This is a genomic window from Cobetia amphilecti (genome assembly GCF_020217465.1).
Taxonomy (GTDB): Bacteria; Pseudomonadota; Gammaproteobacteria; order Pseudomonadales; family Halomonadaceae; genus Cobetia; species Cobetia amphilecti.
The window spans coordinates 972,572-998,175 of sequence record NZ_CP084115.1; the positions used below are offsets into that span (position 1 = coordinate 972,572).

General features: G+C 64.7%; 22 protein-coding genes. 12 read left to right on the forward strand and 10 right to left on the reverse strand.

What is annotated here, in order from left to right:
* Window positions 1-43 precede the first annotated feature (43 nt).
* The 4 genes from accC to dsbD form a co-directional block, all read right to left on the reverse strand.
* Entirely contained in the window at window positions 44-1,384 is a 1,341-nt protein-coding gene (accC, locus tag LCW13_RS04160; RefSeq protein WP_043331987.1) for an acetyl-CoA carboxylase biotin carboxylase subunit, read from the reverse strand.
* Between the two features lie 19 nt (window positions 1,385-1,403).
* Entirely contained in the window at window positions 1,404-1,877 is a 474-nt protein-coding gene (gene accB / locus LCW13_RS04165; protein ID WP_043331985.1) for an acetyl-CoA carboxylase biotin carboxyl carrier protein, read from the reverse strand.
* A gap of 173 nt (window positions 1,878-2,050) precedes the next feature.
* A complete protein-coding gene (aroQ, locus tag LCW13_RS04170) occupies window positions 2,051-2,491 on the reverse strand; it encodes a type II 3-dehydroquinate dehydratase (RefSeq protein WP_043331983.1) in 441 nt (146 codons plus the stop codon).
* Window positions 2,492-2,747: 256 nt separating this feature from the next.
* Window positions 2,748-4,775: a protein-disulfide reductase DsbD gene (gene dsbD / locus LCW13_RS04175; protein WP_225347657.1), complete on the reverse strand. Its 2,028-nt coding sequence runs from the start codon at window positions 4,773-4,775 to the stop codon at window positions 2,748-2,750.
* Window positions 4,776-5,302: 527 nt separating this feature from the next.
* On the opposite strand from dsbD, the gene LCW13_RS04180 reads away from it, so the two are divergent.
* The gene (locus LCW13_RS04180; RefSeq protein ID WP_043331981.1) at window positions 5,303-6,406 is read left to right on the forward strand and encodes a DUF2333 family protein; all 1,104 of its coding nucleotides are present in this window, start codon (window positions 5,303-5,305) and stop codon (window positions 6,404-6,406) included.
* Between the two features lie 133 nt (window positions 6,407-6,539).
* On the opposite strand, the gene ppa is transcribed toward LCW13_RS04180, so the two are convergent.
* The gene (ppa, locus tag LCW13_RS04185) at window positions 6,540-7,070 is read right to left on the reverse strand and encodes an inorganic diphosphatase (protein WP_043331979.1); all 531 of its coding nucleotides are present in this window, start codon (window positions 7,068-7,070) and stop codon (window positions 6,540-6,542) included.
* A gap of 264 nt (window positions 7,071-7,334) precedes the next feature.
* On the opposite strand from ppa, the gene LCW13_RS04190 reads away from it, so the two are divergent.
* Both LCW13_RS04190 and LCW13_RS04195 read left to right on the forward strand, forming a co-directional pair.
* The gene (locus LCW13_RS04190; protein ID WP_043331977.1) at window positions 7,335-9,062 is read left to right on the forward strand and encodes a bifunctional protein-serine/threonine kinase/phosphatase; all 1,728 of its coding nucleotides are present in this window, start codon (window positions 7,335-7,337) and stop codon (window positions 9,060-9,062) included.
* A 47-nt stretch (window positions 9,063-9,109) separates the two neighbouring features.
* A complete protein-coding gene (locus tag LCW13_RS04195; protein WP_225347658.1) occupies window positions 9,110-9,766 on the forward strand; it encodes an NAD(P)H-binding protein in 657 nt (218 codons plus the stop codon).
* 202 nt (window positions 9,767-9,968) lie between these two features.
* Here the strand turns inward: LCW13_RS04195 and LCW13_RS04200 are convergent, their stop codons facing one another.
* On the reverse strand, window positions 9,969-11,231 hold the full coding sequence (locus LCW13_RS04200) for a 6-phosphofructokinase (RefSeq protein ID WP_225347659.1): 1,263 nt from the start codon (window positions 11,229-11,231) through the stop codon (window positions 9,969-9,971).
* Between the two features lie 194 nt (window positions 11,232-11,425).
* Here LCW13_RS04200 and mpl point away from each other — a divergent pair, with 194 nt between their 5' ends.
* The 3 genes from mpl to LCW13_RS04215 all read left to right on the forward strand — a co-directional run bounded on the left by mpl (window position 11,426) and on the right by LCW13_RS04215 (window position 14,233).
* Complete coding sequence (gene mpl / locus LCW13_RS04205) at window positions 11,426-12,868, forward strand: UDP-N-acetylmuramate:L-alanyl-gamma-D-glutamyl-meso-diaminopimelate ligase (protein ID WP_225347660.1); 1,443 nt, start codon at window positions 11,426-11,428, stop codon at window positions 12,866-12,868.
* A complete protein-coding gene (locus LCW13_RS04210) occupies window positions 12,865-13,518 on the forward strand; it encodes a flavin prenyltransferase UbiX (RefSeq protein WP_225347661.1) in 654 nt (217 codons plus the stop codon). The genes mpl and LCW13_RS04210 overlap by 4 nt, the downstream gene beginning before the upstream one ends.
* 85 nt (window positions 13,519-13,603) lie before the next feature.
* Window positions 13,604-14,233, forward strand: coding sequence for a LysE family translocator (locus tag LCW13_RS04215; protein WP_192838401.1), 630 nt, complete (start codon window positions 13,604-13,606; stop codon window positions 14,231-14,233).
* A gap of 92 nt (window positions 14,234-14,325) precedes the next feature.
* Here LCW13_RS04215 and LCW13_RS04220 read toward each other — a convergent pair whose 3' ends face one another.
* The 4 genes from LCW13_RS04220 to LCW13_RS04235 all read right to left on the reverse strand — a co-directional run bounded on the left by LCW13_RS04220 (window position 14,326) and on the right by LCW13_RS04235 (window position 18,780).
* Complete coding sequence (locus LCW13_RS04220) at window positions 14,326-15,204, reverse strand: DMT family transporter (protein ID WP_225347662.1); 879 nt, start codon at window positions 15,202-15,204, stop codon at window positions 14,326-14,328.
* A gap of 122 nt (window positions 15,205-15,326) precedes the next feature.
* The gene (locus LCW13_RS04225) at window positions 15,327-16,799 is read right to left on the reverse strand and encodes a bifunctional DedA family/phosphatase PAP2 family protein (RefSeq protein WP_225347663.1); all 1,473 of its coding nucleotides are present in this window, start codon (window positions 16,797-16,799) and stop codon (window positions 15,327-15,329) included.
* Window positions 16,796-17,755 (reverse strand): diguanylate cyclase domain-containing protein, encoded by a 960-nt coding sequence (locus LCW13_RS04230; RefSeq protein WP_052384343.1) that lies wholly within the window; start codon window positions 17,753-17,755, stop codon window positions 16,796-16,798. The genes LCW13_RS04225 and LCW13_RS04230 overlap by 4 nt, the downstream gene beginning before the upstream one ends.
* A complete protein-coding gene (locus LCW13_RS04235) occupies window positions 17,755-18,780 on the reverse strand; it encodes a hypothetical protein (protein WP_225347664.1) in 1,026 nt (341 codons plus the stop codon). The genes LCW13_RS04230 and LCW13_RS04235 overlap by 1 nt, the downstream gene beginning before the upstream one ends.
* Before the next feature lie 348 nt (window positions 18,781-19,128).
* Here LCW13_RS04235 and LCW13_RS04240 point away from each other — a divergent pair, with 348 nt between their 5' ends.
* From LCW13_RS04240 to rodA, 6 genes are all read left to right on the forward strand, one after another.
* A complete protein-coding gene (locus LCW13_RS04240; protein ID WP_054555035.1) occupies window positions 19,129-20,412 on the forward strand; it encodes a glutamate-5-semialdehyde dehydrogenase in 1,284 nt (427 codons plus the stop codon).
* Between the two features lie 239 nt (window positions 20,413-20,651).
* Window positions 20,652-21,287 (forward strand): nicotinate-nucleotide adenylyltransferase, encoded by a 636-nt coding sequence (nadD, locus tag LCW13_RS04245; RefSeq protein ID WP_107336631.1) that lies wholly within the window; start codon window positions 20,652-20,654, stop codon window positions 21,285-21,287.
* Between the two features lie 196 nt (window positions 21,288-21,483).
* Window positions 21,484-21,843 carry a ribosome silencing factor gene (rsfS, locus tag LCW13_RS04250; protein WP_043331961.1) on the forward strand — a complete coding sequence of 120 codons (360 nt, stop codon included), beginning with the start codon at window positions 21,484-21,486 and terminating at the stop codon, window positions 21,841-21,843.
* 145 nt (window positions 21,844-21,988) lie between these two features.
* Entirely contained in the window at window positions 21,989-22,456 is a 468-nt protein-coding gene (gene rlmH / locus LCW13_RS04255) for a 23S rRNA (pseudouridine(1915)-N(3))-methyltransferase RlmH (protein ID WP_043331959.1), read from the forward strand.
* Window positions 22,457-22,498: 42 nt separating this feature from the next.
* Entirely contained in the window at window positions 22,499-24,445 is a 1,947-nt protein-coding gene (gene mrdA / locus LCW13_RS04260; RefSeq protein WP_082388120.1) for a penicillin-binding protein 2, read from the forward strand.
* A complete protein-coding gene (rodA, locus tag LCW13_RS04265; protein ID WP_043331958.1) occupies window positions 24,435-25,583 on the forward strand; it encodes a rod shape-determining protein RodA in 1,149 nt (382 codons plus the stop codon). The genes mrdA and rodA overlap by 11 nt, the downstream gene beginning before the upstream one ends.
* The last annotated feature ends 21 nt before the right edge of the window (window positions 25,584-25,604 follow it).

Here is a 25,604-nt window from a genome sequence, read left to right on the forward strand (position 1 = left end):
GCGTCTATCGGCAACACGCGTCACCGATCTCAAGCGGGGCGTCTTACAGGCCCAGCTTCTTCTCCAGATAATGGATGTTGACGCCACCTTCCTGGAAGCCGGCATCACGCACCAGATCCTTCTGCAGGTCAGTGTTGGTCTTGATACCTTCCACCAGCAGCTCATCGAGGGCATTGCGCATGCGCGTCAGTGCGATCTCGCGGCTCTCGCCCCAGGTGATCAGCTTGCCGATCAGGGAGTCGTAGTGCGGCGGAACGGTGTAGCCGGAGTACAGGTGCGAGTCCATGCGCACGCCCAGACCGCCCGGCGCGTGATAGAGCTCGACCTTGCCCGGAGACGGCATGAAGGTGCGCGAATCCTCGGCATTGATACGGCACTCGAAGGCGTGACCGCGCAGCTCGATATCTTCCTGTTTCACGGACAGCGGCAGGCCGGAGGCGATGCGCAGCTGTTCCTTGACGATATCGATGCCAGTGACCATCTCGGTCACCGGATGCTCGACCTGAACACGAGTGTTCATCTCGATGAAGTAGAAGCCGCCGTTCTCGTACAGGAACTCGAAGGTGCCGGCGCCACGGTAGCCGATCTCGATGCAGGCATCGGTGCACGACTTGAGTACCTTGGCACGCGCTTCTTCGTCCAGCTGCGGCGCCGGTGCTTCTTCCAGCACCTTCTGGTGACGACGCTGCAGGGAGCAGTCGCGGTCATACAGATGGATGGCGTTGCCCTGGCCATCGGCCAGTACCTGGACTTCGACGTGACGAGGGTTCTGGAGGAATTTCTCCATGTACACCGTGCCGTCGCCGAAGGCCGCAGCCGCTTCACCCTGGGTGATGCTCACCGAGGACAGCAGGCTGGCCTTGGAGTGCACCACGCGCATGCCGCGACCACCACCGCCAGCGGCGGCCTTGATGATCACCGGATAGCCGATGCGCTCGGCGATGGCGTACATCTCGTCTTCGTCTTCCGGCACCGGGCCGTCGGAACCCGGCACGGTCGGAACGCCGGCCAGCTTCATCGCCTCGATGGCCGCGACCTTGTCACCCATCATGCGGATGGTGTCAGCGCGCGGGCCGATGAAGGCGAAGCCGGAACGTTCGACCTGTTCGGCGAAGTTGGCATTTTCCGACAGGAAGCCGTAGCCCGGGTGGATGGCGTCGGCGTCCGTCACCTCGGCGGCTGCGATCAGCGCCGGGATGTGGAGATAGGATTTGGCAGAGGAGGCCGGGCCGATGCACACAGCTTCATCCGCCAGGCGGACGTGCATCAGGTCGCGGTCGGCCTTGGAGTGCACCGCTACCGTCTTGATGCCCAGTTCCTTGCAGGCGCGAAGGATGCGAAGGGCGATCTCGCCGCGGTTGGCAATCAGTACCTTGTCGAGCATGGTGACGTGTCCGTTGGGATCAGGAAATGACGATCATGGGCTGGTCGAATTCAACCGGCTCGCCGTCTTCGATCAGAATGGCTTCGACGACGCCATCCTTGTCGGCTTCGATCTGGTTCATCATCTTCATGGCTTCGACGATGCAGACGGTATCACCTTTCTTGACGCTCTGGCCGACTTCGATGAAGGCTTTGGAGCCCGGCGCCGGAGAACGGTAGAAGGAGCCGACCATCGGGGAATTGATGGTGTGACCCTGCGGCGCAGCCGGTGCTGCCGGAGCGGCCGGTGCTTCAGCGGCGCCAGCGGCTGCCGGAGCGGCCTGCTGCATCGGCTGCTGCTGCATCATCATCGGGGCCTGCATCATCGGCTGCTGGGCGAAGCCCTGCGGATGGCGGCTGATGCGAACGGACTCTTCGCCTTCCTGGATCTCGATTTCGCTGATGTTGGACTCTTCGAGCAGCTCGATCAGCTTCTTGACCTTGCGGATATCCATGAAATTAATCCCGATGTAAATGTGGCTGGAAATGGGGGTGTGCAGCCGTGATAGCGGCGGCTGCGGGCGACAGCCCCGACGGCTGTCCCGACCATGGCGATGGCCGGTGAATCCTGGTATCAGGCAGTGATGAGGCCTGATGGCGGTGCGTGAACACCGCTCTGGACGTGCCCTTACTGCGCGAGATCGTCCAGGGCGGCGTCAAGCGCCATGTCATAGCTTCGAGCGCCAAAGCCCATGATCACGCCGCGTGCCACATCGGAAAGATACGAATGGTGGCGGAACGGCTCGCGGGCATGGGTATTGGAAAGGTGCAGCTCGATGAACGGGAGTGCGACGCCGAGTAGCGCATCGCGCAGCGCAACGCTGGTATGGGTAAAGGCCGCCGGATTGATCAGGATGATGGCGGTGCCATCTTCACGGGCAAGGTGAATACGCTCGATCAGCACATGCTCGGCATTGGACTGCAGCCAGTCCAGCTGATGGCCGGCCGCGCTGGCGCGCTGGACCAGACGCTGGTGGATATCCTCCAGCGTGGTGGTGCCATACACCTCGGGTTCACGGGTCCCCAGCAGATTGAGATTGGGGCCGTTGAGTACCAGGATGCGCGCCATGAAAGTCCCTTGTGTCAGCCGTGCTCGAGCACCAGGCTCATTGAGCTGTTAACCCATGAAGAAAATGCAAAGATACCGTCACTATCCACGACGTTTACCTATTGAGCGTAGGCTGTTGCCGTAGTGACGCGGATTCTGCCGAAATTCTCGAACGCTGTCCAGTTTGGCACTGAACCGAAGATTTTGCCGCATTCTTCGTCCTCGCGTGCGTCTCGGCAGCAACTGCGCCGCGCCGGGCCTGTGACAGGCACACCTTTCAGTTGGCGCGCTGTGACGTGCCGCGCAGCTGATCCAGCACCGATGTCAGGTGCTGGCCGAGCTGACTGGCGTCGACTTCTCCCTGGATGCGCGCCGCCGTGAGCTCGCGTTCATCGGCGAAGAACAGCAGGCTGGGAGGGCCGAACAGGCCGAATTGCTTGAGCAGCGCCTGGGTGGCGGCCCCGGTACTGGTGACGTCGGCGCGAATCAGGTGGAACTGGCGCAACTGGCTGGCGACTTTGGGGAAGACCTCGCGCTCCATCACCTTGCACGAGATGCACCAGTCGGCGTAGTAGTCGACGAACACCGGCTGGCCGCGGCTGGCGGCAATTGCCAACTCATGTTCGAGCTCGTTCATGTCGCTGACGGTGGTGAAGTCCAGTGACGTCTCGGCGGCCTGCCCGGATGATGTGCCGCCAGTGAAGGGGGCCAGCGGGCGCAGCGGGTCGCTTGCGCCGCCTGCCACGCCCAGCAGGCTGATCATGCCCCAGCCCAGCGCGACCAGTCCCAGTGCCTGACGGGCACGCGCCCAGCCTCGGGTCTGTGTGCTGAGCGCCCCCAGCGCCACGCCGGTGCCGATGGCCAGAATGGCCCAGCCCAGCACTGCCAGTGAGGCCGGCAGCAAGCGCTCTACCAGCCACAGCGCCACCCCCAGCAGCAGGATGCCGAAGGCCTGCTTGATGCCCTCCATCCAGCCGCCGGCCCTGGGCAGCAGGCTGGCGCCGAAGGTGCCGACCAGAATCAACGGCACGCCCATGCCCAGCCCCAGCGCGAAGAGTGCCAGTCCGCCGGTCATGGCATCGCCACTGGCGGAGAGATAGACCAGCGCACCGGCCAGAGGTGCCGAGACGCAGGGCGATACCACGAGTACCGATAACGCGCCCGCCAGCGCCAGTCCGCCGGGGCCGGCGTTCATCAGGCGCCCTTGCAGCGCGTCGAGCCGTGAGTGCATGCCGCTGGGCAGTCGTAGATTGAAGGCGCCGAACATGGCCAGCGCGAACAGCACGAACAACGCAGCGAAGGGGATCAACACGGCCGGCGCCTGCAGATGCGCCTGCAGGTTGAGCCCCGCGCCGAACAGGCCCATCAAGGTGCCGGCCGCGGCGTAGGTCAGGGCCATGCCCAGGGCGTAGCTCGTGGACAGCAGCAAGGCGCGCGGGCGGCTGGGGCGCTGGCCGACGATGATCGAACTCAGGATCGGAATCATCGGCAGCACGCAGGGCGTGAAGGTCAGGCCGAGTCCGGCGAGGAAGAACAGCCCCAGAGCCGTCAGCAGGCTGGCATCCGCGAACAGTGCGCTGAAGCCGGCATCGGTGCCGCTGATCGGGGCTGTTGTAGTGCGACTTTCCGTCGACGCCGTCGTATCGCTCGACTGGCTGGCGGTCGGCATCAGCTGCGCGAACGGGGCAGGGGCACTCTGCTCACCGGCCTGCAGAGTGACGGTCTCCGGCGGATAGCAGAGCCCGGCATCGGCGCAGCCCTGGAAGGTGATGGAGAGCGGGACCGGGCCGCTGGTCGGTGTGTCGTCATGCACTGCCTTGCCAGTGGAGGCGCTCATAAGCGGGATGCGAATGACCAGCGCATCGTGGAAGACATGCACCTCGCCCATGTAGGGGTCGTTCTTCAGCTCTCCCGGCGGCAGGTCGGCGTCGCCCAGCATGACCTGGTCGCTGGTGGTCGCGAAGCTGAACTGATGCCGGTAGAGGTAATAGCCTTCGGCGCTGGTGAAGCCGACATACAGGGTGTCGCCCTCGCGCCAGCTGCGCGGCTTGAAGGCTTCACTGACCGGCAGGAAATCGCCCTGATTGCCGCCGCCGAACAGGCTGGACGCCGCACTGCTGGAGCCGCTGCCGACGTTTGAGCTTGAGCCTGAACCTGAGTCTGAGCTGAACAGACCGGCATTGGCGGGCAGCGCCGTCATCGCCTGTGCGACCACCAGCGCGATTGCCAGCAGGGTTGCCAGCAACTCAGGGCCCAGCAGACGCGAGAACGCGGAGGGGCGTGCGCGGCCCGTTGGCAGCGCCATGCTGACTTTCAAGAACGAACGAAGCACGGAAGCATCCTTATACAGTGCCGAAAGAACATCCTGCAGGCCTCAAGGCACCGCAGTCTCGCGCCGCCATTATCCTGCTCGGGGGCGAGCGCTGGATCGAGAGCAGGCCCATCATCGCCGCGCACGACTTGCACGCGGATGAATGTGCCACCATGTAGCAGACATCCGCTCGTGTGAGGGCGTGTGAGGACGTATTGACTCGAGTGGTGAAGCCGCCTGCGCGGGTGGCAGTCTGGTCCTTCGCCCCGCCTGCGACTCGGTCCGCGGCTCGGCCCACGACCAGGCCCGTGACCCGGCCCGCAATCCGGAGCGCATCGCACCTTGCCACAGAATCGGCACTTCACCGAGTGCGACTGGCACGTGCAGGGGCGCATGATAGGATAGGACGTACGTCATGAGTACCGGCGCTGGATGCATCGGCGCGGCTCACATCCGTTCAGGCAGGTCTGACTCGTCTCTCACACGGCTTTTTCTACAAGGCTTCATACAAGGAAGAACGCATGGCCCTATTCGGTAAAGGCAGCAAGCGCGGCGCCAATCGCGATGTGCTGGAAACGCCTCAGTATGGCTGGATCTGGAAACCACTGATCGGGCTGTTCGTCATTTACCTGCTGGTCTGCGTTGGCCTTGGTATCTACTGGAGCAGTGAACCGGACGAGTTCAACATCGATCAGGCCACGCGCACCGAACTGGCTCGCGTGCATGGTCTGGCCGCGCCGGTGGCCAAGGTCGAGGGCGAAGAGCCGGCACCGGCTTTCGAGACCCTGCCGACAGGCACCGCGACCGTCGCCACCCTGATGAAACTCAACGATACCCTGCTGCACAAGCCGGGTGGTTATCTCAAGAATGATGTGGCGCCGCCGGGGCTGATGCTCGACAACATGCCCAACTGGGAATATGGCGTGCTGGTACAGGTGCGTGACATGACGCGTGAGCTGCGCAAGGAATTCAGCCGTTCGCAGTCCCAGTCCAGCGATGACAAGGCACTGGGCAAGGCCGAATCCCTGCTGTTCATCGATGCCAATGCCTGGATGCTGCCGGAAGCCGAGCACGAATATGCCGACGCCAACCGTGAGCTGGGCGACTACCTCAAGCGTCTGAGCGATGACACCCAGAACAACGGCCAGTTCTACGCGCGTGCCGACAACCTGGTGGCCTGGCTGTCCGATGTCGAGAATCGCCTCGGTTCCCTGTCCCAGCGCCTGTCGGCCAGTGTCGGCAAGTCGCAGCTCAACCTGAGCCTGGCCGGCGACAAGAGCGCCACCTCGGCCAAGAGCACCCAGACGGAAGAAGAGATCAAGACGCCGTGGCTCGAGATCGATGATGTCTTCTATCAGGCACGCGGCACCTCCTGGGCGCTGATCCATCTGCTCAAGGCAGTGCGTCATGACTTCCAGGGCGTGCTGGAAGATAAGAACGCGCTGACCTCCATCGACCAGATCATCCGTGAGCTGGAAGCGACCCAGACCGATATCGGCAGCCCGATCATCCTCAATGGCTCCGGCTTCGGCTTCTTCGCCAACCATTCGCTGGTGATGGCCAACTACGTCGCGCGTGCCAACTCCGCGATCAGTGACCTGCGCAGCCTGCTCGAGAAGGGCTGATCCCGTGACGCCCGATGTTGGCTGAGGGTTCTCCTCGCCGGTGTCGGGCGTGAGCTGGAAACGAAAAAGCCCCCGTCATTGACGGGGGCTTTTTGCATCGTGATGCCTGAATCGCGCATCACCTCAGAAGGACTCAGTCCTTCTGGTAGGCAGCGGCTGCCTTCTCGATCGCGGCACGGGCGGCATCAGCACCGTCCCAGGAATCGATCTTGACCCACTTGCCTTTCTCGAGATCCTTGTAGTTCTCGAAGAAGTGCGCGATCTGCTGACGCAGCAGTTCCGGCAGATCAGTGACTTCCTGGACGTCGTCGTACAGGGAAGTCAGCTTCTGGTGCGGGACGCAGACCAGCTTGGCGTCTTCACCGGCTTCGTCGCTCATGTTGAGCACGCCGACCGGACGCGCACGGATGACGCTGCCCGGTGCGACCGGATACGGGGTCACGACCAGCGCGTCGAGGGCATCGCCATCGTCGGCCAGGGTGTTCGGGATGTAGCCGTAGTTGGCCGGGTAGAACATCGGGGTGGCCATGAAACGATCCACCATGAGCGCATCGATGTCCTTGTCGATCTCGTACTTGATCGGCGCGTGATTGGCCGGAATCTCGATCGCTACGTAGACGTCGTTCGGCAATTCCTTGCCAGCGGGGATCTTGTCGAAACTCATTGTCGAGTCCTTGGGTTTGCGGGTTGAAGGCCTGCGGGTCAAAATTCCGCTGAATTATACGAACTGGCAGACCGTTTTGCCATTATGCCACGCTCGATCGCCTTGCGTTGCACCAACGAGTGGTGGCACTGCAGGCTGACTCGGGTAACACTTGGGGCCGTCCAGCGCGGCGCAACGGCGATTGTGCGTTCAGCATCGGCTGGCGCTGCGTCACCACCGCATGCATGAAACGTAACGGCAGGATCGAGACGCAAGGAGACCGCCTTGGCGGATGCAGAGCTTTCACTCAGTTACGGTCAGGCCTTCGTGGCTCCCGACCGCAAGCGTCATCGCAGCTCGATGTCGCTGGAGATACCGCTGGAGCGCGGCCCGCTGGCGGCCAAGGGCGGCTGTGCGCTGATCGCCGACACCACCAGCAAGAACGCGATTGCCAAGCAGGCCGGCGACCTTGCCGTGCGTGGCTTTCTGGCCGATTACTTCGCCACGCCCGACAACTGGAGCGTCAAGTATTCCGCGACTCGCGTGCTGCGGGCGCTGAACAGCTGGTGTTACAGCCAGAGCCGCTTCGTGCGGGGCGGCAGTTACGTGACCTCGATTTCCGCCGTCGTCTTCCGGGGCCAGTCGGCGCATCTGTTCCATGCCGGCGACACGGTGGTCTTCCGGCTGCGTGGCGGCGAGTTCGAGCAGATCTCGCGCGACCATGTCACCGATCTCGGCGGCTATCGTTATCCGTCGCGGGCGCTGGGCATGGATGTCAGCCTCGACATCGACTACATCGAGCTGCCGCTCAAGCAGGGCGATATCTTCCTGTTCACGACCCAGGCGGTGCGCGGCACCCTGCTGCCTTCCGATTTCGTGTCACTGATTCGCGATGACGTCTCGGATCTCGATGCCGCCAGTGAGCGCCTGGCCCATGCCGCGGCGGACCGCGCCGATGAGCGCGGCTACACGGCCGATCAGTTCTGCTTCCAGCTGGTGCGCATCGATCGCCTGGCGACTGCCTCTGACGATACGCCGGGGCGCGTCTATGGCGACCTGCCGGTACCGCGTGAGCTGGAGCCGGGCGACCGTATCGATGGCCTGGAAGTGATGGAAGTCATGTCACGCAGCGCGCGGGTACGCGTCTACAAGGTGCGTGACCTCAAGAGCCGGCGCGTGATGGTGATGAAGGCGCCCAGCCCGGAGCTGTCGCTCAAGAACGCCTATCTCGAGCACTTCCTGCTCCAGCAGTGGGTGGTGGACCGCGTCAGCTCGCCCTTCGTGGTCAAGGTGGTGGAGCCGTCACGCCCGCGTGATCATCTCTACTATCTGCTCGAGCATCTGGAGGCGCAGACACTGACCGAATGGGCGCGCATGCACCCGCAGGCCAATCTCGAGCAGCGTCTCGATATCGCGCGCCAGCTTGGCAAGGCCGTGCATGCCCTCAATCGTCGTGAGGTGCTGCACCAGCTGATTCACCCCGACAACGTGATGATCGACCGTCATGGCAAGGTGGTGCTGGTCGATTTCGGCGCCTGCCATCTGCGTGAAGGGGATGGCCATGAGAGCGCCGGTCCGCTGGCGCGTCAGGTCGGCCTCACCGAACACAGCGCGCCGGAATATGCCCTTGGTGCCGATGTCAGTCGACGCAGCGATCAATACGGCCTGGCCTCGGTGATCTACTGGCTGCTGACCGGCATGCAGCCCTACGCCCAGTCGATGGAGCAGCTGCGCACTCACACCGACCTCGAACTGCTGGAATATCAGCCAGCCCGCATGCGCAATCCCCAGGTGCCACAGATCCTGGACGACGCCCTCAGGCGCGCCCTGGACCCGCAGCGCACCCTGCGCTATCGCCGCCTGTCTGAGCTGCTCTACGCGCTGCGCCTGCCGCAGCAGGACCCCGGCAAGGCGCTGACGCCCTCGGAGGCGATACGTGAACCGGCCAATTTCTGGCAGGGCGTCGCCGGCATCCTGCTGTTGCTGCTGGTGCTGTCCTGGCTGCTCAAGTGAGTGCAGAGCCTGATGGCGCTCAAGGCCATGGTGGGAGGAAGAGGTGTATGGGACAGACCGCGATCGTGATCGGGGCGACCGGCGTGGTCGGGCGCGAGGTGGTGGCTGAGCTGATCGCCTGCGAGGCCATCGCCCGAGTCATCACGCTGACGCGCCGGCCGGTGCCTGGCGACTCTGACAAGGTCGAGAACCATGTGGTCGACTTCGCGCGGCTGGAAGACTGGGCCCACTGTTTTCAGGCGGACCTGCTGTTCTCGTGCCTGGGCACCACGCTCAAGCAGGCGGGGTCGCTCGAGGCCCAGCGGCGTGTCGATATCGATCATCAACTGAGTGCCGCCCGGCTGGCGGCCGCCCAGGGAGTGACGCACTACCTGCTGGTCTCCTCCAGCGGCGCCAATCACGCGAGCCGCAATGGCTATCTCAGGATGAAGGGCGAGCTGGAAGTGGCCATCAAGGCGCTGCCCTTTGCGCGTATCAGTGTCTTCCAGCCGTCATTGCTGGTAGGGGAGCGCAGCGAGTTCCGCCTGGGCGAGTCGCTGGCGCGCTATCTGTTGCCGGTGCTCACCCGCTTGCCGGGCCTGCAGCGCTATCGACCGATCCGTGGCGCTCAGGTGGCGGCGCGTATGGTCGAGGTCAGCCAGCGTCAGCAGCAGGCGCATGCGGTGTACCGGCTGGAGGAGGTGTTTCCCCGTCCCCCCGAATGACAACTGCCAGCCATCAAAAAGCCCCGCACAGTCGCCTGTGCGGGGCTTTTTTTACACTCGCTTCACTGTCTACTACCAGCTCTGTCAATGACCGGCTCTGTCAACGACCGGGACAGTCAGCGACCGGTACTGTCAACGACCGGCTCTGTCAGCAGCTAGCTGTGTCAGCGACGGGCCGCTCAGGCGCATCAACGCCAGGCGATCAGATCGTGAACGGTGTCAGCTTCTTCTCGACCTTGGCCAGCGTGAGCCTGGCGACCGCCGGCAGACCATTGACGAACGGCGGGAAGTCCTCGCCCTGGATCAGCGGCGACAGATATTCACGGCAGGCGTCGGTGATGTAGAAGCCATCTTCGGTGATGAACTCCAGCGGCATGAACTTCTCGTGGTTGGCGATCTGCTCCAGCGGCGCCTCGATGATGTCCCAGGAGTAATCAGAGCCATCGCCGAGACGACGGATCGCCGGCATCACGGCATTCTTGCCGGCCAGCGCCATCTCGACGGCGGCACGGCCAGTGGCGTAGGCCTGCTCGACGTCGGTCCTGGAGGCGATGTGACGCGCTGCGCGCTGCAGGTAATCGGCCACCGCCCAGTGGTACTTGTAGCCCAGGTCCTGCTTGACCATGCCGGCCAGTGTCGGCGCGACGCCGCCCAGCTGACGGTGGCCGAAGGCATCGGTATTGCCGGCATCGGCCAGGAAGGTGCCATCTTCGTAACGCGCACCTTCGGAGACCACTACCACGCAGTAGCCGTGTTCCTTGACGCAGGCATCGACGCGCGCCATGAATTCCTTGCGGTGGAAGGCGACTTCCGGGAAGACGACGATGTGCGGCGGCTGGGTGGCATCCTCACCGGCCAGGGCACCGGCAGCGGCGATCCAGCCCGCGTGACGGCCCATGACTTCCAGGATGAACACCTTGGTGGAGGTGGCGCACATGGAGGCGATGTCGAGACCGGCTTCGCGGGTGGAGGTGGCGATGTACTTGGCCACGCTGCCGAAGCCCGGCGAGTTGTCGGTGATCGGCAGGTCGTTGTCCACGGTCTTCGGCACGTGGATGGCCTGGATCGGGTAGCCCATGGTCTCGGCCAGCTGAGAGACCTTCAGGCAGGTATCGGCGCTGTCGCCGCCACCGTTGTAGAAGAAGTAACGGATGTCGTGGGCCTTGAACACCTCGATCAGACGCTCGTACTGGGTACGGTGGTCCTCGATGCTCTTGAGCTTGTAGCGGCAGGAGCCGAAGGCACCGCCCGGCGTGTGGCGCAGCGCGGCGATGTTCTCGTCGCTTTCCTGGCTGACGTCGATCAGGTCTTCGGTCAGGGCACCGATGATGCCGTTGTGACCGGCATACAGCTTGCCGATCTGGTCGCCGTTTTCACGAGCGGCTTCGATGACGCCACAGGCACTGGCGTTGATGACGGCGGTAACGCCACCGGACTGGGCGTAGAAGGCATTGTGCTGGGGCATGGGCTTCTCGTCTCTGCTTCCTTGTCATGGTCTTGAACGGGCTGGCGCTTACCCGCCGCATCATATCCGAAAGACATGACCCCTGCACGACGCCCGAATGCCACTGGGGGTGTCGTCCATCCCTGACAGGCCGCGCGCTACTCGCCGCCTGGCGGGCATGCTAGGCTGCTCGGGCTTCCGGATTGGAGAAACAGATGCACCTTCACGTCATCGGTATTTGCGGTACCTTCATGGGCTCTCTGGCGCTTCTGGCGCGCGCACGCGGTCATCGCGTCACGGGGAGCGATGCCAACGTCTATCCGCCCATGAGCACACAGCTGGCCGAGGCCGGTATCACCCTGATGGAAGGCTATGCGGCTGACAATCTCGTCCCCGCGCCTGACCTTACGGTGGTCGGCAATGCCGTCTCGCGCGGCAACCCCGAAGTCGAGGCGCTGCTCGAGCGTGGTCTGGCCTATACCTCCGGCCCGCAATGGCTGTGTGACGAGGTGCTGACCGGCCGTCCGGTGATCGCCATCGCCGGCACCCACGGCAAGACCACCACCGCGACCATGACCGCCTGGATTCTCGAATGCGCAGGCCTCGCGCCGGGCTATCTGATCGGTGGCGTGCCGCCGCAATTGGGCGATTCCGCGCGTATCGGCGACCCCCGGGCACCCTTCGTGGTCGAGGCCGATGAATACGACACGGCCTTCTTCGACAAGCGTTCCAAGTTCGTGCATTACCGGCCGCGCATCGCCGTGCTCAACAACCTCGAGTTCGATCACGCCGACATCTTCCCGGATCTAGCCGCCATCGAGCGTCAGTTTCACCACCTGGTACGTACCGTGCCGGCAGGCGGCAAGCTGGTGGTCGCGGCGGACGCCGTCGCCGGTGCCGAGGCGCTGGAGCGCGTGCTGGATCAAGGCTGCTGGACGCCGGTGACGCGCTTCGGCGATGAGAGCGGCATCGAGAATGCCGGTGGCGACTGGCGCTATCGCCTGATCAGTGCCGACGGCAGCCACTTCGCGCTGGCACCGCCGTTTGATGATTCAGGCGAGGCGGACCGCTTCGTCGAGTGCCAGTGGGCGATGCGTGGACGCCATAACGTGGCCAATGCCTGCGCCGCCGTGGCCGCGGCCGTCGAATGCGGCGTGAGTCTCGCGGTGGCACTGGAGGCGCTTGCACGCTTCGCGCCGCCCAGGCGTCGCCAGGAGCTGCGTGGTGAGGTGGCAGGCGTCAAGGTCATCGATGACTTCGCGCACCACCCGACCGCCATCGCCACCACGCTCGAGGGCCTGGCGCCGGGCGTGGCGGCCGAAGGGCAGGGCGGTCGCCTGTGGGCGGTGATCGAACCGCGCTCCAATACCATGAAGCTCGGCACCATGAAGGCGCGTCTGCCGGCTTCAGTGACCGCGGCCGACCGCGTCAGCTGGTTCGCGGGCCCCAGCCTCGGCTGGTCGTTGGAGGAGACGGTCAGCGAGTGCCGCGCGCTCGGCGTGGAGGCGGAGGTCGAGCAGGACCTCGACGCCCTGATCGCGAAGATCGCCAATCAATCCCGCGCCGGCGACTGGGTGGTGGTGATGTCCAATGGAGGCTTCGGCGGTATCCACGAGCGCCTTCTGGCGGCGCTGGCAGCACGTGAAGGTGAAGCATGAAGACGCAAGCGGCAGCCCCAGAGGGCGAGTTCAAGTCGGCGGTCACCGTCGCGCTGACCGGGGCCTCCGGTGCCCAGTACGGCCTGCGCCTGATCGAGTGTCTGGTCGCGGCCGGTCATGAAGTGATGGTGATGGTCTCCAAGGCGGCTCACATGGTGATCGCCACCGAGACCGACGAGGAGCTGCCGGCGCGCCCGGCGCGTCTCACCGAGGTGCTCACGCAGCGCTACGCCGCCAGACCCGGCCAGATTCGCTGCTTCGGACGCGAGGACTGGATGGCCCCGGTGGCCTCCGGCTCCGGCGCGCCGAGCGCCATGGTGGTGTGTCCGTGTTCCACCGGCTCGCTGTCCGCGATCGCGACCGGGGCCAGCAACAACCTGATCGAGCGCGCCGCTGACGTGGCACTCAAGGAGCGTCGCACCCTGATTCTGGTGCCGCGCGAGACGCCGTTCTCGGCCATCCATCTCGAACACATGCTGAGTCTGACGCGCATGGGCGCCGTCATCCTGCCCGCCGCGCCTGGCTTCTATCATCGTCCGCAGACCCTCGATGACATGATCGATTTCATCGTCGCGCGCATTCTCAACCAGCTGGGAATCTCGCATGCGCTGATGCCGCGCTGGGGCGAGGGGCATGTCAGCGGCGATTGAAGGGCGGTCAGTCGATCCGCTCGGGTGAGAGCTTGTCAGAGGCGTCCCTCTGGCACTGCTTCAGACTGTGCAAGGAGAGCAGGGAATGCTGAATTGGTCATTGTTGTCGGTGTTCGTGCCGACGTTCTTTCTGGTCTCGCTGACGCCGGGAATGTGCATGACGCTGGCGATGACCCTGGGCATGACCCAGGGCGTCAAGCGCACCCTGTGGATGATGGTGGGCGAACTGCTGGGCGTCGGGCTGGTGGCGGTGTCGGCGGTGATCGGCGTCGCGACCATCATGCTGCGCTATCCGATGGTGTTCTCGGCCTTCAAGCTGGCGGGTGGCGCCTATCTGGCCTGGCTGGGGATCCAGATGTGGCGCTCACGTGGCCGCCTGGCTCTGGGGGTGGCAGGGGAGGATGCGGCGGCACCGCGCGCCTCGCGCCGTGCTCTGGCGGCACAGGGCTTCGTCACCGCGATCGCCAATCCCAAGGGCTGGGCGTTCTTTATCGCGCTGTTGCCGCCGTTTCTGGATGCCAGCCTGCCGCTGGCGCCGCAGTTGATCGCGCTGGTCGGCATCATCCTGACGCTGGAATTCACCTGCCTGCTGCTCTACGCCGGCGGTGGCAGCAGCCTGGCGCGCTGGCTGGGGCGTGGCTCGCGTGTGCGCCTGATGAACCGCGTGGCCGGCACGCTGATGATCGGCGTGGGAATCTGGCTCGCGACCGGTTGATCTCGGCATGACTGAGCCAGGCATTGCAGCTTGTAAATACATCAAGGCCCGCCATTGGCGGGCCTTGATGCATTCAGGGGCGCGGCTTTGATTCAGCTGCGGCGCAGGGTCTCAAGTGCTGCCGCCGCCACGATGAAGCTGCCGCCGACCAGCGTCAGCCAGGTGGGCACCTCGCCGAGAATCAACCACGCCAGCAGCACGCCGTAGACGGGTTGCAGGCAGCCGATCATGCCGACGGTCTTGGCCTTGAGGCCGCCGAGGGCGAAGGTCATCAGTGCATGCGGCGCAGCCGTGAAGACGATGGCCAGCACCAGCATGGCGATCCCCGTCGAGGGGCTGGCATCCATGATCTCGCCGGAGACGAATGGCAGCGTCAGCACCACGACGCCCAGCGCCTGCAGGCTCATCGACAGCACCGGATTGAGGTGGCTGAGACGGTAGCGCACCAGCAGATTGCGCGCCGCGAACAACAGGCCCGAGAACACGCCCCATAACACTCCCGCCAGGCTGTCGCCCTGCGCGCTGCTGTCGCCGCCAGGGACGAGCAGCCAGACGCCGATGCAGACCAGCCCCGCTGCCGCCAGGTCCTTCGCTTTCAGGCGCGTGCCTTCCACCCAGGGCTCCAGCAGCACGATGAAGATGGGATAGGTGAACAGCGCCAGCATGCCGGTGGCCACGGAAGACACCTGCATCGAGTGAAAGTAGCTCACCCAGTGCGCGGCCATCAGAGCGGCGGCGATGCCCAGCAAGGCCCAGTCGCGCCCGCTCAGACGCAGCGAGACATGCCATTTCAGGCGCGCCAGCCACAGCAGGAACAGCCCCGCCAGCAGGCTGCGCCAGGCGGTGATATCGAGTGCCGAGAGGGGCACGCCTTTCGAGAACAGCGCCGTACCGCCGAGCAGCGCGATGCCGAGATGAATCGACATCAACGCCTGGGGCTGGTTGGAGGGAGGGGCAGCAGGGCCGGGCATGAGGTTCCTCGTCATCAGGGGGTAGTGAAAAAGCCGCCATCTCAGGCGGCTCATCGGTTTACAGCGCTATCACGGCAACGTTATCGCGACGGCCTGAGCGGCAGCAGTCTGATCGCGACAGACTAGAGCGGCAGCCAGACGAAGCGTGCCGCCAACAGCAGCAGGCTCGCCATGCTCAACCACAGCAGCGGGGCTGGCGAGTCGAGGGGGGCCGAGGGCTGGCGCACGAAGGCGGGATAGCTGATGCGCACCAGCGCACAGACCAGCAGGCCCAGACAGGCACCGCCCAGCACATCGCTGAGGTAATGGACGTCAAGCGTGATGCGTGACAGGCCGACGAGCGTACAGGCGGCGATGGCTGCCCAGTAGATCCAGCGACGTCGCGAGGAGGGCTGGCGCTCGGCGATGAAGGCGGCGGCCAGCCCGAACACTGCCACGCTGCCGGCGGCATGGGCGCTGGGAAACGACATCGATCCTTCCAGGAAGGCGGGGGTATCCGGACGCGGGCGCTGGATCAGGTGCTTGAGCACGGTATTGGCGCTGGCGATGCCCAGCCAGGCGGCCGTCAGATGCAACCACACCGCGTGGCGACCCTTGAGCAGCAGCCATACCAGCCATGGAGCCACGAGCGCCGCCAGGCCGGTGCCATCGGCGAGGCGAGACAGCACGAGGCTTGCCTCGCGCAGCCAGTCCTCGGGCATCAGTGAGGTGAGGCTTGCGGCCAGCGAGGCGGCCACGCGGTCGATCCACCACGGCTCGGGATGGGCCAGCACCGCCAGGCTCATGGCGGGCACGCTGATCACCGCGAAGATGAGCAGCGCCATCGAGGCGAGCGGAAACTCGCCCTCGGGGTCGGGATGGCGCAGCTGCCACCACAGACGCCGCCCGGAAGGGCTGCGACGCATGCGACGAGCCAGCCAATGATAGAGGCGGCCCTCGCGGCCCAGCTGGCGGCGCAGGAAGGAGAAGGCGAAGGCACAGGCGATCAGGCCGCTGGCCAGGCCGACCAGCAGGCCATCGGCTCCTTCCGGCAGGGTGAACAGTGACTGCCAGGTCTGGCCCAGTAGATAGCCCGGCAGCAGGTAGGCCGGTGCCCAGGCCAGCGCCGAGAGGCCATTGACCAGAAAGAAGCGCGCCGGCGGCATGTCGAGCATGCCGGCGACCAGCGGGATGATCGGGCGCACCGGGCCGACGAAGCGCCCGAAGGCGATCGACCAGCTGCCGTGGCGATGAAAGAACTGCTGACCATGCTCGATCCACTCGGGATGGCGCGAGAAGGGCCAGCGGCCGGGCAGTTGATCGCGATAGCGGATGCCCAGCCAGAAGCTCACGCCATCGCCGATGATGGCGCCCAGCGCACCGGCGGCCAGCAATATCGGCAGCGAGAGTTCGAGATGGCCGGCCAGTGAGGCGCCGGCGGTGAGAATGACCACGCCCGGCACCAGCAGGCCGATGATGGCGAGAGATTCAAGCAGTGAGACCAGGCCGATGACGGCGACAAGGGCTGCCGGGTGATCGCTCAGCGTGGTCATCAGGGTATCGATCATCACACTGGGGTTCAGCCAATGCAGCAGTGACGCAAGGGTGTCGCTCATTCATTGAGATCCATCAGGGCAAGCTGGCTGGCCAGCAGGCGTTGCTCGAGTTTCTGGGTGGTGTCATCGGCCTTGTACGTCACCAGGCGCGCGCGGGCAATGATGGAGCCGGTTTCCGGCTGTGTGGCCGCTGCCAGCGCCGCGGTCAGGCGCTCGCGCATGATCAGCGCTCCCGCCTCGCCGGTATTGGGCAGCATCAGCCAGAAGGACGACTTGTCGCTGCGACACAGCAGGTCGCCCTGGCGCGAGACCTCCTGCATCACGTCGCAGGCCATCGCTAGGCATTCGACGCGCCTGTCCTCGCCGAACTGCTCGCCGAGCATGTCCAGTTGCGGCAGATAGACGACCAGAATGCTGAACGGTTGGTCCAGCGCCCGCGCACGCGCCGCCTCACTGATCAGTCGTTGCTGACCGGTGCGGGCATTGAAGGCATTGCACTCGGTTTCCTCGCTGGCGGTCAGGCTCATGACACCTGCCTGCAGGCTGTTGATGACGAACGGCTGGCTGGCCACCAGCAGCAGACACAGGTAGCGCAGTATCTCGCCGAAGTTGTCTTCCTGCTGGCCCAATAGCCATAGCCACAGCGGTGCCAGCACCAGATTGAGCAACATCGCCGGCGCCAGGGGCAACAGCAGCAATGTCAGCACGCTGGGCAGCCCCAGCCACAGCGACATGCCCGGATAGGTGCCCGGCGCCTCGAGTGCCAGCATCAGATAGCTGGCGATCAGCGTCAGATAGGAAGGCAGCGGCTGCTCATCATCGAGGTGATTGAGGCCGGCGGCAATCGCCATCAGCAAGGTGGCCAGCACCGGCGTCAGGATATGCTCGAAATCGCCCACCAGGTAGCGCCACAGGGCATAGGTGGCGATCACCGCGGCGGCCAGCAGCATGATCAGTGTCTTGCGATTGGCGAGTTCGCGACGCTCGCGATGGGCCAGGCTGTGCAGAGGAGACATCAGTGATCATTCCCCCGCGACGGTGCCACGGCGACCTTGTCTGCCGCGCTGGCCGGTTTGAGGATGTCTCGCCCATGGTCTGTCGGGGCATCGCCTGTCGAGGTTTCATCTGACGAGGCATCGGCAGGCTTGCGAGGCAGTGGCGGCAGCAGGGTGATCGGCTGCGGTTCATCGCTCAGGTGGGCGCTGAGGCGCTTGAGGTCCAGCGCATTGGGGTCGCTGTCGTTGAGGGGCTGCACGCGGGCGCGGATCGGCATCGCGAGATGCTCGATCAACTGGCGACGGCGCAGACTGGCCATGCGCTCGCCGCGGGTGACCAGCAGGACGGCCAGTGCTCCGTCATCGAGCTGGTAGCGGGTCTCATGCGGCAGCGCGGCACTGTCGAGGGTGTTCATCAGGCGACGATTGGCCAGACGACCGGTATTGACCGGTGCCAGCAGGATCAATTCGATATGGATGTCCTCGCGATCGGCACGGGCAATTTCCCGCGGCAGGTCGCGCATCAGCTGGTATTGTGACCAGATCGCGCGGCTGGAATCACGCCGACCACGCCGCTCCAGCTGCATCCATACCTGCTGCTGGCGTCGCCCACCGATGGCACCGAGCGCCATCAGGGTCGCGGTGATGCCGATGCCCAGGCTCAGCCAGTCGCTGCCCAGCTGAGCGAGCGCCAGCCAGGTGGTGACCAGCCCGATCAATGCGCAGGCCGGTGCCAGCCAGCGCGGGCGCGGATAGAGCAGCAGGACGGCAAAGCCCCACAGCCACATCAGGTGCTGTTGCGGGGCCAGCAGTACCAGCGCACTCATGATCAGCGCGACGCTGAGCATCACCAGCGTGCGGAACCAGCGCAGGGTGAACAGCTCGTGGGCGAGAGAGACCACCAGCAACATCGTGCCGCCCACCGCCAGCAACAGGGCAGTGAGCGTCAGGCCGATACTGATCTGTCGTGCCGCTTCCAGCAGCAGCAATACAGAGCCGAGCAGACAGACGAACTGACTGAGACGGACTTTGAACTTGATCTCCATGGTGACTTATATTGGCACCTTTGCCGTGGATGGCGCGAAATCGGCCGAATTCCCTGGCCGAACGGTCTGTGACGTGGGCATTGCCTGCACGTTTGCAAGATGCGACGGTGCTCCGATCATGCAACGTCGTCTGCAATAATGGCAGCATACCCCAAACGGCGAGTGACAAAAGTGTCTACGCCTCTGAGGCTTTCACATACGACCACCACGTCTGGCCTTCACATCAGGCCTTCACGTCGGGCTGTACGTCAGGGCTTCATGTCGAGGCTTCTCTGGGGAATGCCCTCACGGGGCCCGGCCGATGATGAAATGAGCACGTGGACACTGACAACCAGCGAGATTAGGCACATGAGTGAGCAGGGCAAGCACGACACCACGGACGTCGTGGCGTACATGAATCGTCTGGGGCACGCAGCGCGCGCGGCAAGCGTCGTGATGCGTCGCGTCGACAGCGGCATCAAGAATCGTGCTCTGCAGACCATGGCGCGTCTGATCGATGAGCGTCGCGAGACACTGGCAGAGGCCAACGCCGAGGACCTGGCGCGTGCACGCGCCAATGGGCTCTCGGAGGCGATGGTCGATCGTCTTGCGCTGACGCCGGCGCGTATCGACGGCATGATCGAAGGGCTCGAGCAGGTCGCGGCACTGCCGGACCCGGTCGGCGAGGTCGATGGGCTGCGCTCGCGTCCGAGCGGCATTCAGGTCGGCCACATGCGCGTGCCGCTGGGCGTGATCGGCATCATCTTCGAGTCACGCCCCAATGTGACCATCGAGGCGGCCAGCCTGTGTCTGAAGTCCGGCAATGCCTGCATCCTGCGCGGTGGCTCCGAGGCTGCGTCCAGCAACCGTGCGCTGAGCGAGATCATCAGCGAGGCGTTGGTGCTCTCCGAGCTGCCGGCCACGGCAGTGCAGGTCGTCGCCACCACGGACCGCGCCGCGGTCGGTGAGCTGATCGCGATGCCCGAGTTCGTCGACGTCATCATTCCGCGCGGTGGCAAGAGCCTCATCTCGCGTATCTCGCGTGATGCGCGCGTGCCGGTCATCAAGCACCTCGATGGCATCTGCCACGTCTATATCGATGCCACGGCTGACCTGGCGATGGCGGTCCGGATCGCCGAGAACGCCAAGACCCACCGCTACGGCACCTGCAACACCATGGAGACCCTGCTGGTCGATGCGCCGGTTGCCGCCGAGGTCCTGCCGCGTATCGCCGAGCGTCTGGCGGCACATGAGGTCGAGATTCGCGGTTGCGAGCGTACCTGCGAAGTGCTGCCGCAGGCCGTGGCCGCCAGTGCGGAAGACTGGGATACCGAATACCTGGCGCCGATTCTGGCGATTCGCGTCGTGGATGGCGTGGATGAGGCGATGGCGCATATCGAGCGGCACAGCTCCGGGCACACCGAGGCCATCATCACCGAGAACTATGCGCTGGCGCGCCGCTTCATGGCGGAAGTCGATTCCAGCTCGGTGATGGTCAACGCCTCCACCCGCTTCGCCGATGGCTTCGAATATGGCCTGGGCGCCGAGATCGGCATCTCCACCGACAAGCTGCATGCGCGTGGTCCGGTCGGGCTTGAGGGCCTGACGACCCGCAAGTACATCGTGTTCGGTGATGGGCAGATTCGCCAGTGAAGGACCAGGTCTCACCCGCCGAGGATCAGGTCGCGCCCGCGCAGACCTTGACGAACGAGCAGGCCCTGTCGCCCGAGGCGCTGGAGGATACCCAGCGCCCCTTGAATGCCGATGGTCTCGCGCAGAAGCGTGAGGCCGTGCATCACGGCACCGAGTCGGCACATGATTCGCGCTCAAGGACTGACACGGCAGCGGAGCCGGGCTTTGAGGGCTGTCTCGGCCCGGTGCCGCGTGTCGCCATGCTCGGCGGTACCTTCGATCCCATCCATCACGGCCATCTGCGCAGTGCCATCGAGCTGCGCGAAGCGCTGGGGCTGGACCATGTGCTGCTGGTGCCTTCGCATCAGCCGCCGCATCGCGCCGCGCCCGGCGTCAGCAGTGATCAGCGGCTGGCGATGCTGGAAGCCGCGATAGAGGCAGAGCCGGGCCTCAAGGCCGATGGGCGTGAGCTGCTGCGCGATGGGCCTTCCTACAGTGCCGACACCCTGGCCAGTCTGCGCGCCGAATACGGCCCGCAGGCGCGGCTGGTGATGGCCATCGGCCATGACGCCTTCCTCAAGCTCGGGGAGTGGCATGCCGCCGATCGTCTGTTCGATGATGCCCATGTGGTGGTGATCGAGCGGCCGGACCATGATGCACCGCTGCCCCGGGCGCTCGAAGCGTTGATCCAGGGGCGCGAGGTCGACTCGGTGGCGGCCTTGATGGCGCGCCCGGGTGGCCACCTGTTGCGCCTGTCGCTGCCGACACGCATGGCTATCAGTGCCACCTTCGTGCGCGAGCGCCTCGCGCTGGGTGACAGCGTGCGCTATCTGCTGCCGGAAGCGGTGATCCGTCATATCGAGGCGCATGGCCTCTATTGTCCGTCATCGACCTGAGCCCATCATCGAGCTGAGCGTTGTGGCTCTGAACGTCTAGTCGCGTGCGAGCGTGGCATCATGAGAGGGGCGTCGCTGCCGCGATCCCGCATCGCCGTGCGTGGCGCCCCTTTGGCGAGTAAATGACGATGCCCATAGGCGCGCGCATCGCCAACGGGTAGAATGCGCCCCCTGCCGAACAAACTTCCGAGGAATCATGCAGACCGAAGCTCTTAAAAACCTGGTTGTCGACGCCCTTGAAGAACTCAAGGCCCAGGAAATCAGCGAGATCAATGTCTCCAAGCTGACCAGCGTCACCGATGTGATGGTGATCGCGACCGGTACGTCCAGCCGCCATATCTCCGCGCTGGCCAACAACGTGCAGGTCACCGTGAAAGAAGCCGGCGTCAAGCCGCTGGGTTGTGAAGGCGACAACGGCTCCGACTGGGTGCTGCTGGATCTGGGCGATGTCGTCGTCCACGTCATGCTGGCCGAAACCCGTGCCCTGTACGACCTCGAGCGCCTGTGGAGCGATCTGCCCCGCGAAACGCGTGAAGAGTACGAGCAGAGCCACTGATCCTGCCAGCCTGACCCGACGGGTTGCTCGTCGGGGCATGTCAACCGCGCGTTACGTCCTTGCCGGTCGCGATGTCGCGGGCAGGGAGTATCCGATGGAAGGACTGCGGGCTTGCCCGTCGTTCTGACACAGCACGGGACAGGACATGAAGATCCGAGTTTTGGCGGTCGGGCAGAAGATGCCGGACTGGGTGGAGAAGGGTAGCCGGGAATATCTCAAGCGCATGCCGCGGGATTTTTCGCTTGAGTTCATCGAGCTGGCGCCCGGCAATCGCGGCAAGAATGCGGACATCGCCCGTGCCATGGCCAGTGAAGGCGACCGGATGCTTGAAAAACTCAAGGGAAATGAACATGTTGTCGCCCTTGATGTCCTAGGTAAGGCCTGGAGTACCGAGCAGCTTGCCCAGCATGCCGATGATTGGCGGCTGGGAGGGCGAGACGTGGCCATCCTCATCGGTGGTCCGGATGGGCTCGACCCACGCCTGCTGGCACGTGCCGATCAGCGCTGGTCGCTCTCGGCACTGACGCTGCCGCACCCCCTGGTGCGCATCGTGCTGGCGGAACAGCTTTACCGCGCCTGGACATTGCTGGTCGGGCACCCCTATCACCGGTAAGCGCCTGCCGCTTGCGACACGACACTGGTTGCGAGACCCGCCATGCGCCAACGCCGGGCGACGATAAAGAATCCTCAACAGGAAGTGCGGATCTTTCGCCTTCGCAGCATCGTGGCTGCCGGCCTTGTGCTGGTGCTGGCCGGATGTCTGCTGGCGCGGCTGCTCTTCCTGCAGGTCGTGGAACACGACATCTATACGACGCGCTCGGACAAGAACCGTGTGCGTGTCGAGCCCTTGCCGCCCACGCGCGGCTTGATCTATGACCGCAATGGTCAGCTGCTCGCCGAAAACCGTCCCAACTACAATCTCACCATCGTGCGCGAACGCGCCGGTGATCTCGAGACGACGCTTGAGCGCCTGGTCGAGATTCTCGATCTGCCGCCCGATGAAGTCGAAGACTTCAAGGAACGCTCGCGTCAGCGTCAACGCCCCTATCAGCCCGCCCTGTTGATGAGTGAATTGAGTCAGGAGCAGATCGCGCGTCTGGCCGTCAATCGCTATCGCCTGCCCGGCGTCGAGGTCGAGGCGCAGCTGCTGCGCTACTACCCGGACGCCAAGCCGCTGTCGCATACCCTGGGATACGTGGGGCGCATCAATCAGGCCGAGCTCAAGACCCTCGACAAGGGCAACTATTCGGGCACCCACTTCATCGGCAAGACCGGTATCGAGCGCTTCTATGAAGAGGAGCTGCACGGTCAGGCGGGCCTGCGCAAGGTGGAAACCAATGCGCGGGGTCGCGTGCTGCGTGAGCTGTCGCGGATCGACCCGGTGCCGGGCAAGGACCTGACGCTGACCATCGATCGCGGCCTGCAGGATCTCGCCTATCGGCTGCTCAAGGGGCGACGTGGTGCCATCGTGGCCATCGAGCCCGAGACGGGCGACATCCTGGCGATGGCCTCCGTGCCGGGCTTCAACTCCAATGAGTTCGTCACCGGCATCAGCGTCAAGAGCTATCGCGCGCTGCAGAATGATATCGACCTGCCGCTGTTCAATCGTGCCATTCGCGGCCAGTACCCGCCGGCCTCGACCGTGAAGCCCTTCATGTCGCTGGCGGGGCTGGAGAACGGTGCCATCACCACCAGCACCACCTTCTACGATCCCGGCTATTTCCAGCTGCCCAATGACAGCCACAAGTATCGCAACTGGCTGCGCTGGGGGCATGGGCGCGTCAACATGCGGCGTGGCATTGCGGTGTCCAATGACACCTTCTTCTACAACGTCGCCTATCGCCTGGGGATCGACCGCATCAGCGAGTACATGCACAAGTTCGGCTTCGGTGAGCAGACGGCGCTGGACGTGCAGGGCGCGCTGCCCGGCCTGATGCCGTCCAAGGAATGGAAGCGCAATCGCTACGACAAGCCCTGGTACCCCGGCGAGACCATCTCCATCGGTATCGGTCAGGGCTACTGGCTTGCCACGCCGTTGCAGCTCGCCTCGGCGGAGGCCGTGCTGGCCAATCGCGGCAGACACGTGACGCCTCACCTGGCCAAGCGCATCGGTGACGAGACGGTGTTGCTGCCCCGTAGCGAGGAAAAGCCGGATGTGGTGCTGGACAATCCGGCGTGGTGGGACGATGTCATCGCCGCGCTCGAGGACGTGGTCAGCGGGCGAGAAGGCACGGCGCGCAAGTATGTCGGCCCCGGCCTCAAGTACCGCATGGCCGGCAAGTCCGGTACCGCACAGGTCTTCACCCTCGGACAGGACCAGAAATACAACGGCAAGGAGCTCGCGGAGCGTCTGCGTGACCACGCCCTGTTCGCCGCCTTTGCGCCGGTCGAGCACCCGGAGATCGCCGTCTCCGTGGTGATCGAGAACGGCCAGGGCGGCAGCTCCGTGGCGGGCCCGATGGCGCGCGCCGTCACCGATTACTGGCTGTTGCCGCGCATTGACCCCGAGGCGCGTGAGGCGGCGCTCACGCTGGCTGCCGCTCTGGCACCCCCGGAGGCACCGGCGGGCGAGGGTGAGCAAGGAGAGAACGATGCCGACTGATTATCAGCGCTCGATGCGTGGTGTAGGCGGGGACCTCAGTCATCGCCGCCGCACCAGCCTGTGGGAGCGTATCCACCTCGATCCCTGGCTGTTGCTGTTGCTGCTGGCGGTGCTCGGCTGCGGGCTGATCGTGCTCTACAGCGCCAGCGGCCAGGATATCGACTTCACGCTGCGCCAGGCCTCACGCCAGGCGCTGGCACTGGTGATCATGATCGGGCTCGCCCAGCTGTCACCCGCGACCCTTTACCGCTGGGCGCCGGTCGCCTACGGTGCCGGCTTCCTGATGCTGGTGGCGGTGGAGGTGCTCGGGGATGTCGGCATGGGCGCCCAGCGCTGGCTGGTCATCCCCGGGGTGGTGCGCTTTCAGCCCTCTGAGCTGATGAAGCTGGCGATGCCGATGATGGTCGCCTGCTGGCTCGGTCAGCGCCCGCTGCCTCCTCGCTGGCGAGACTTGGCCATCTGCGCCGTCATCATCGTCGCGCCGGTGCTGCTGATCGCGCGCCAGCCGGACCTCGGCACCTCGTTGCTGGTCGCCGCGGCGGGCGTGTTCGTGATCCTGTTGGCGGGGCTTTCCTGGAAGCTGATCGCCTTCTTCGGCGCCTTGATCGCCTCGGCATTGCCGCTTCTGTGGATGGTGATGCACGACTATCAACGCCGCCGTGTGCTGACATTCCTCAATCCGGAGTCTGACCCGCTCGGCGCGGGCTGGAATATCATCCAGTCCAAGACCGCCATCGGCTCGGGCGGCATCTTCGGCAAGGGCTATACCCTGGGGACCCAGTCCCAGCTCGAGTTTCTGCCGGAGCGCCATACCGACTTCATCGTCGCGGTCATCGGGGAGGAGTTCGGCCTGATCGGCATGAGCTTCTTCCTGGGGCTCTACGTGCTGATCGTGCTGCGCGGGCTGGTGATGTCCAACAATGGCCAGGACAGTTTTGCACGGCTGACGGGGGGCGCGATCATCCTGACGTTCTTCGTCTACGTCTTCGTCAACATCGGCATGGTATCGGGTATCTTGCCGGTCGTTGGCGTCCCGTTGCCGCTGGTCAGTTATGGTGGGACCTCCAGCGTGACCTTGCTGGCAGGCTTCGGTATTCTCATGAGCATTCATACCCACCGGCGCCTATTGTCGCGATGACGTGGCGGCCAGTTGCCGAGT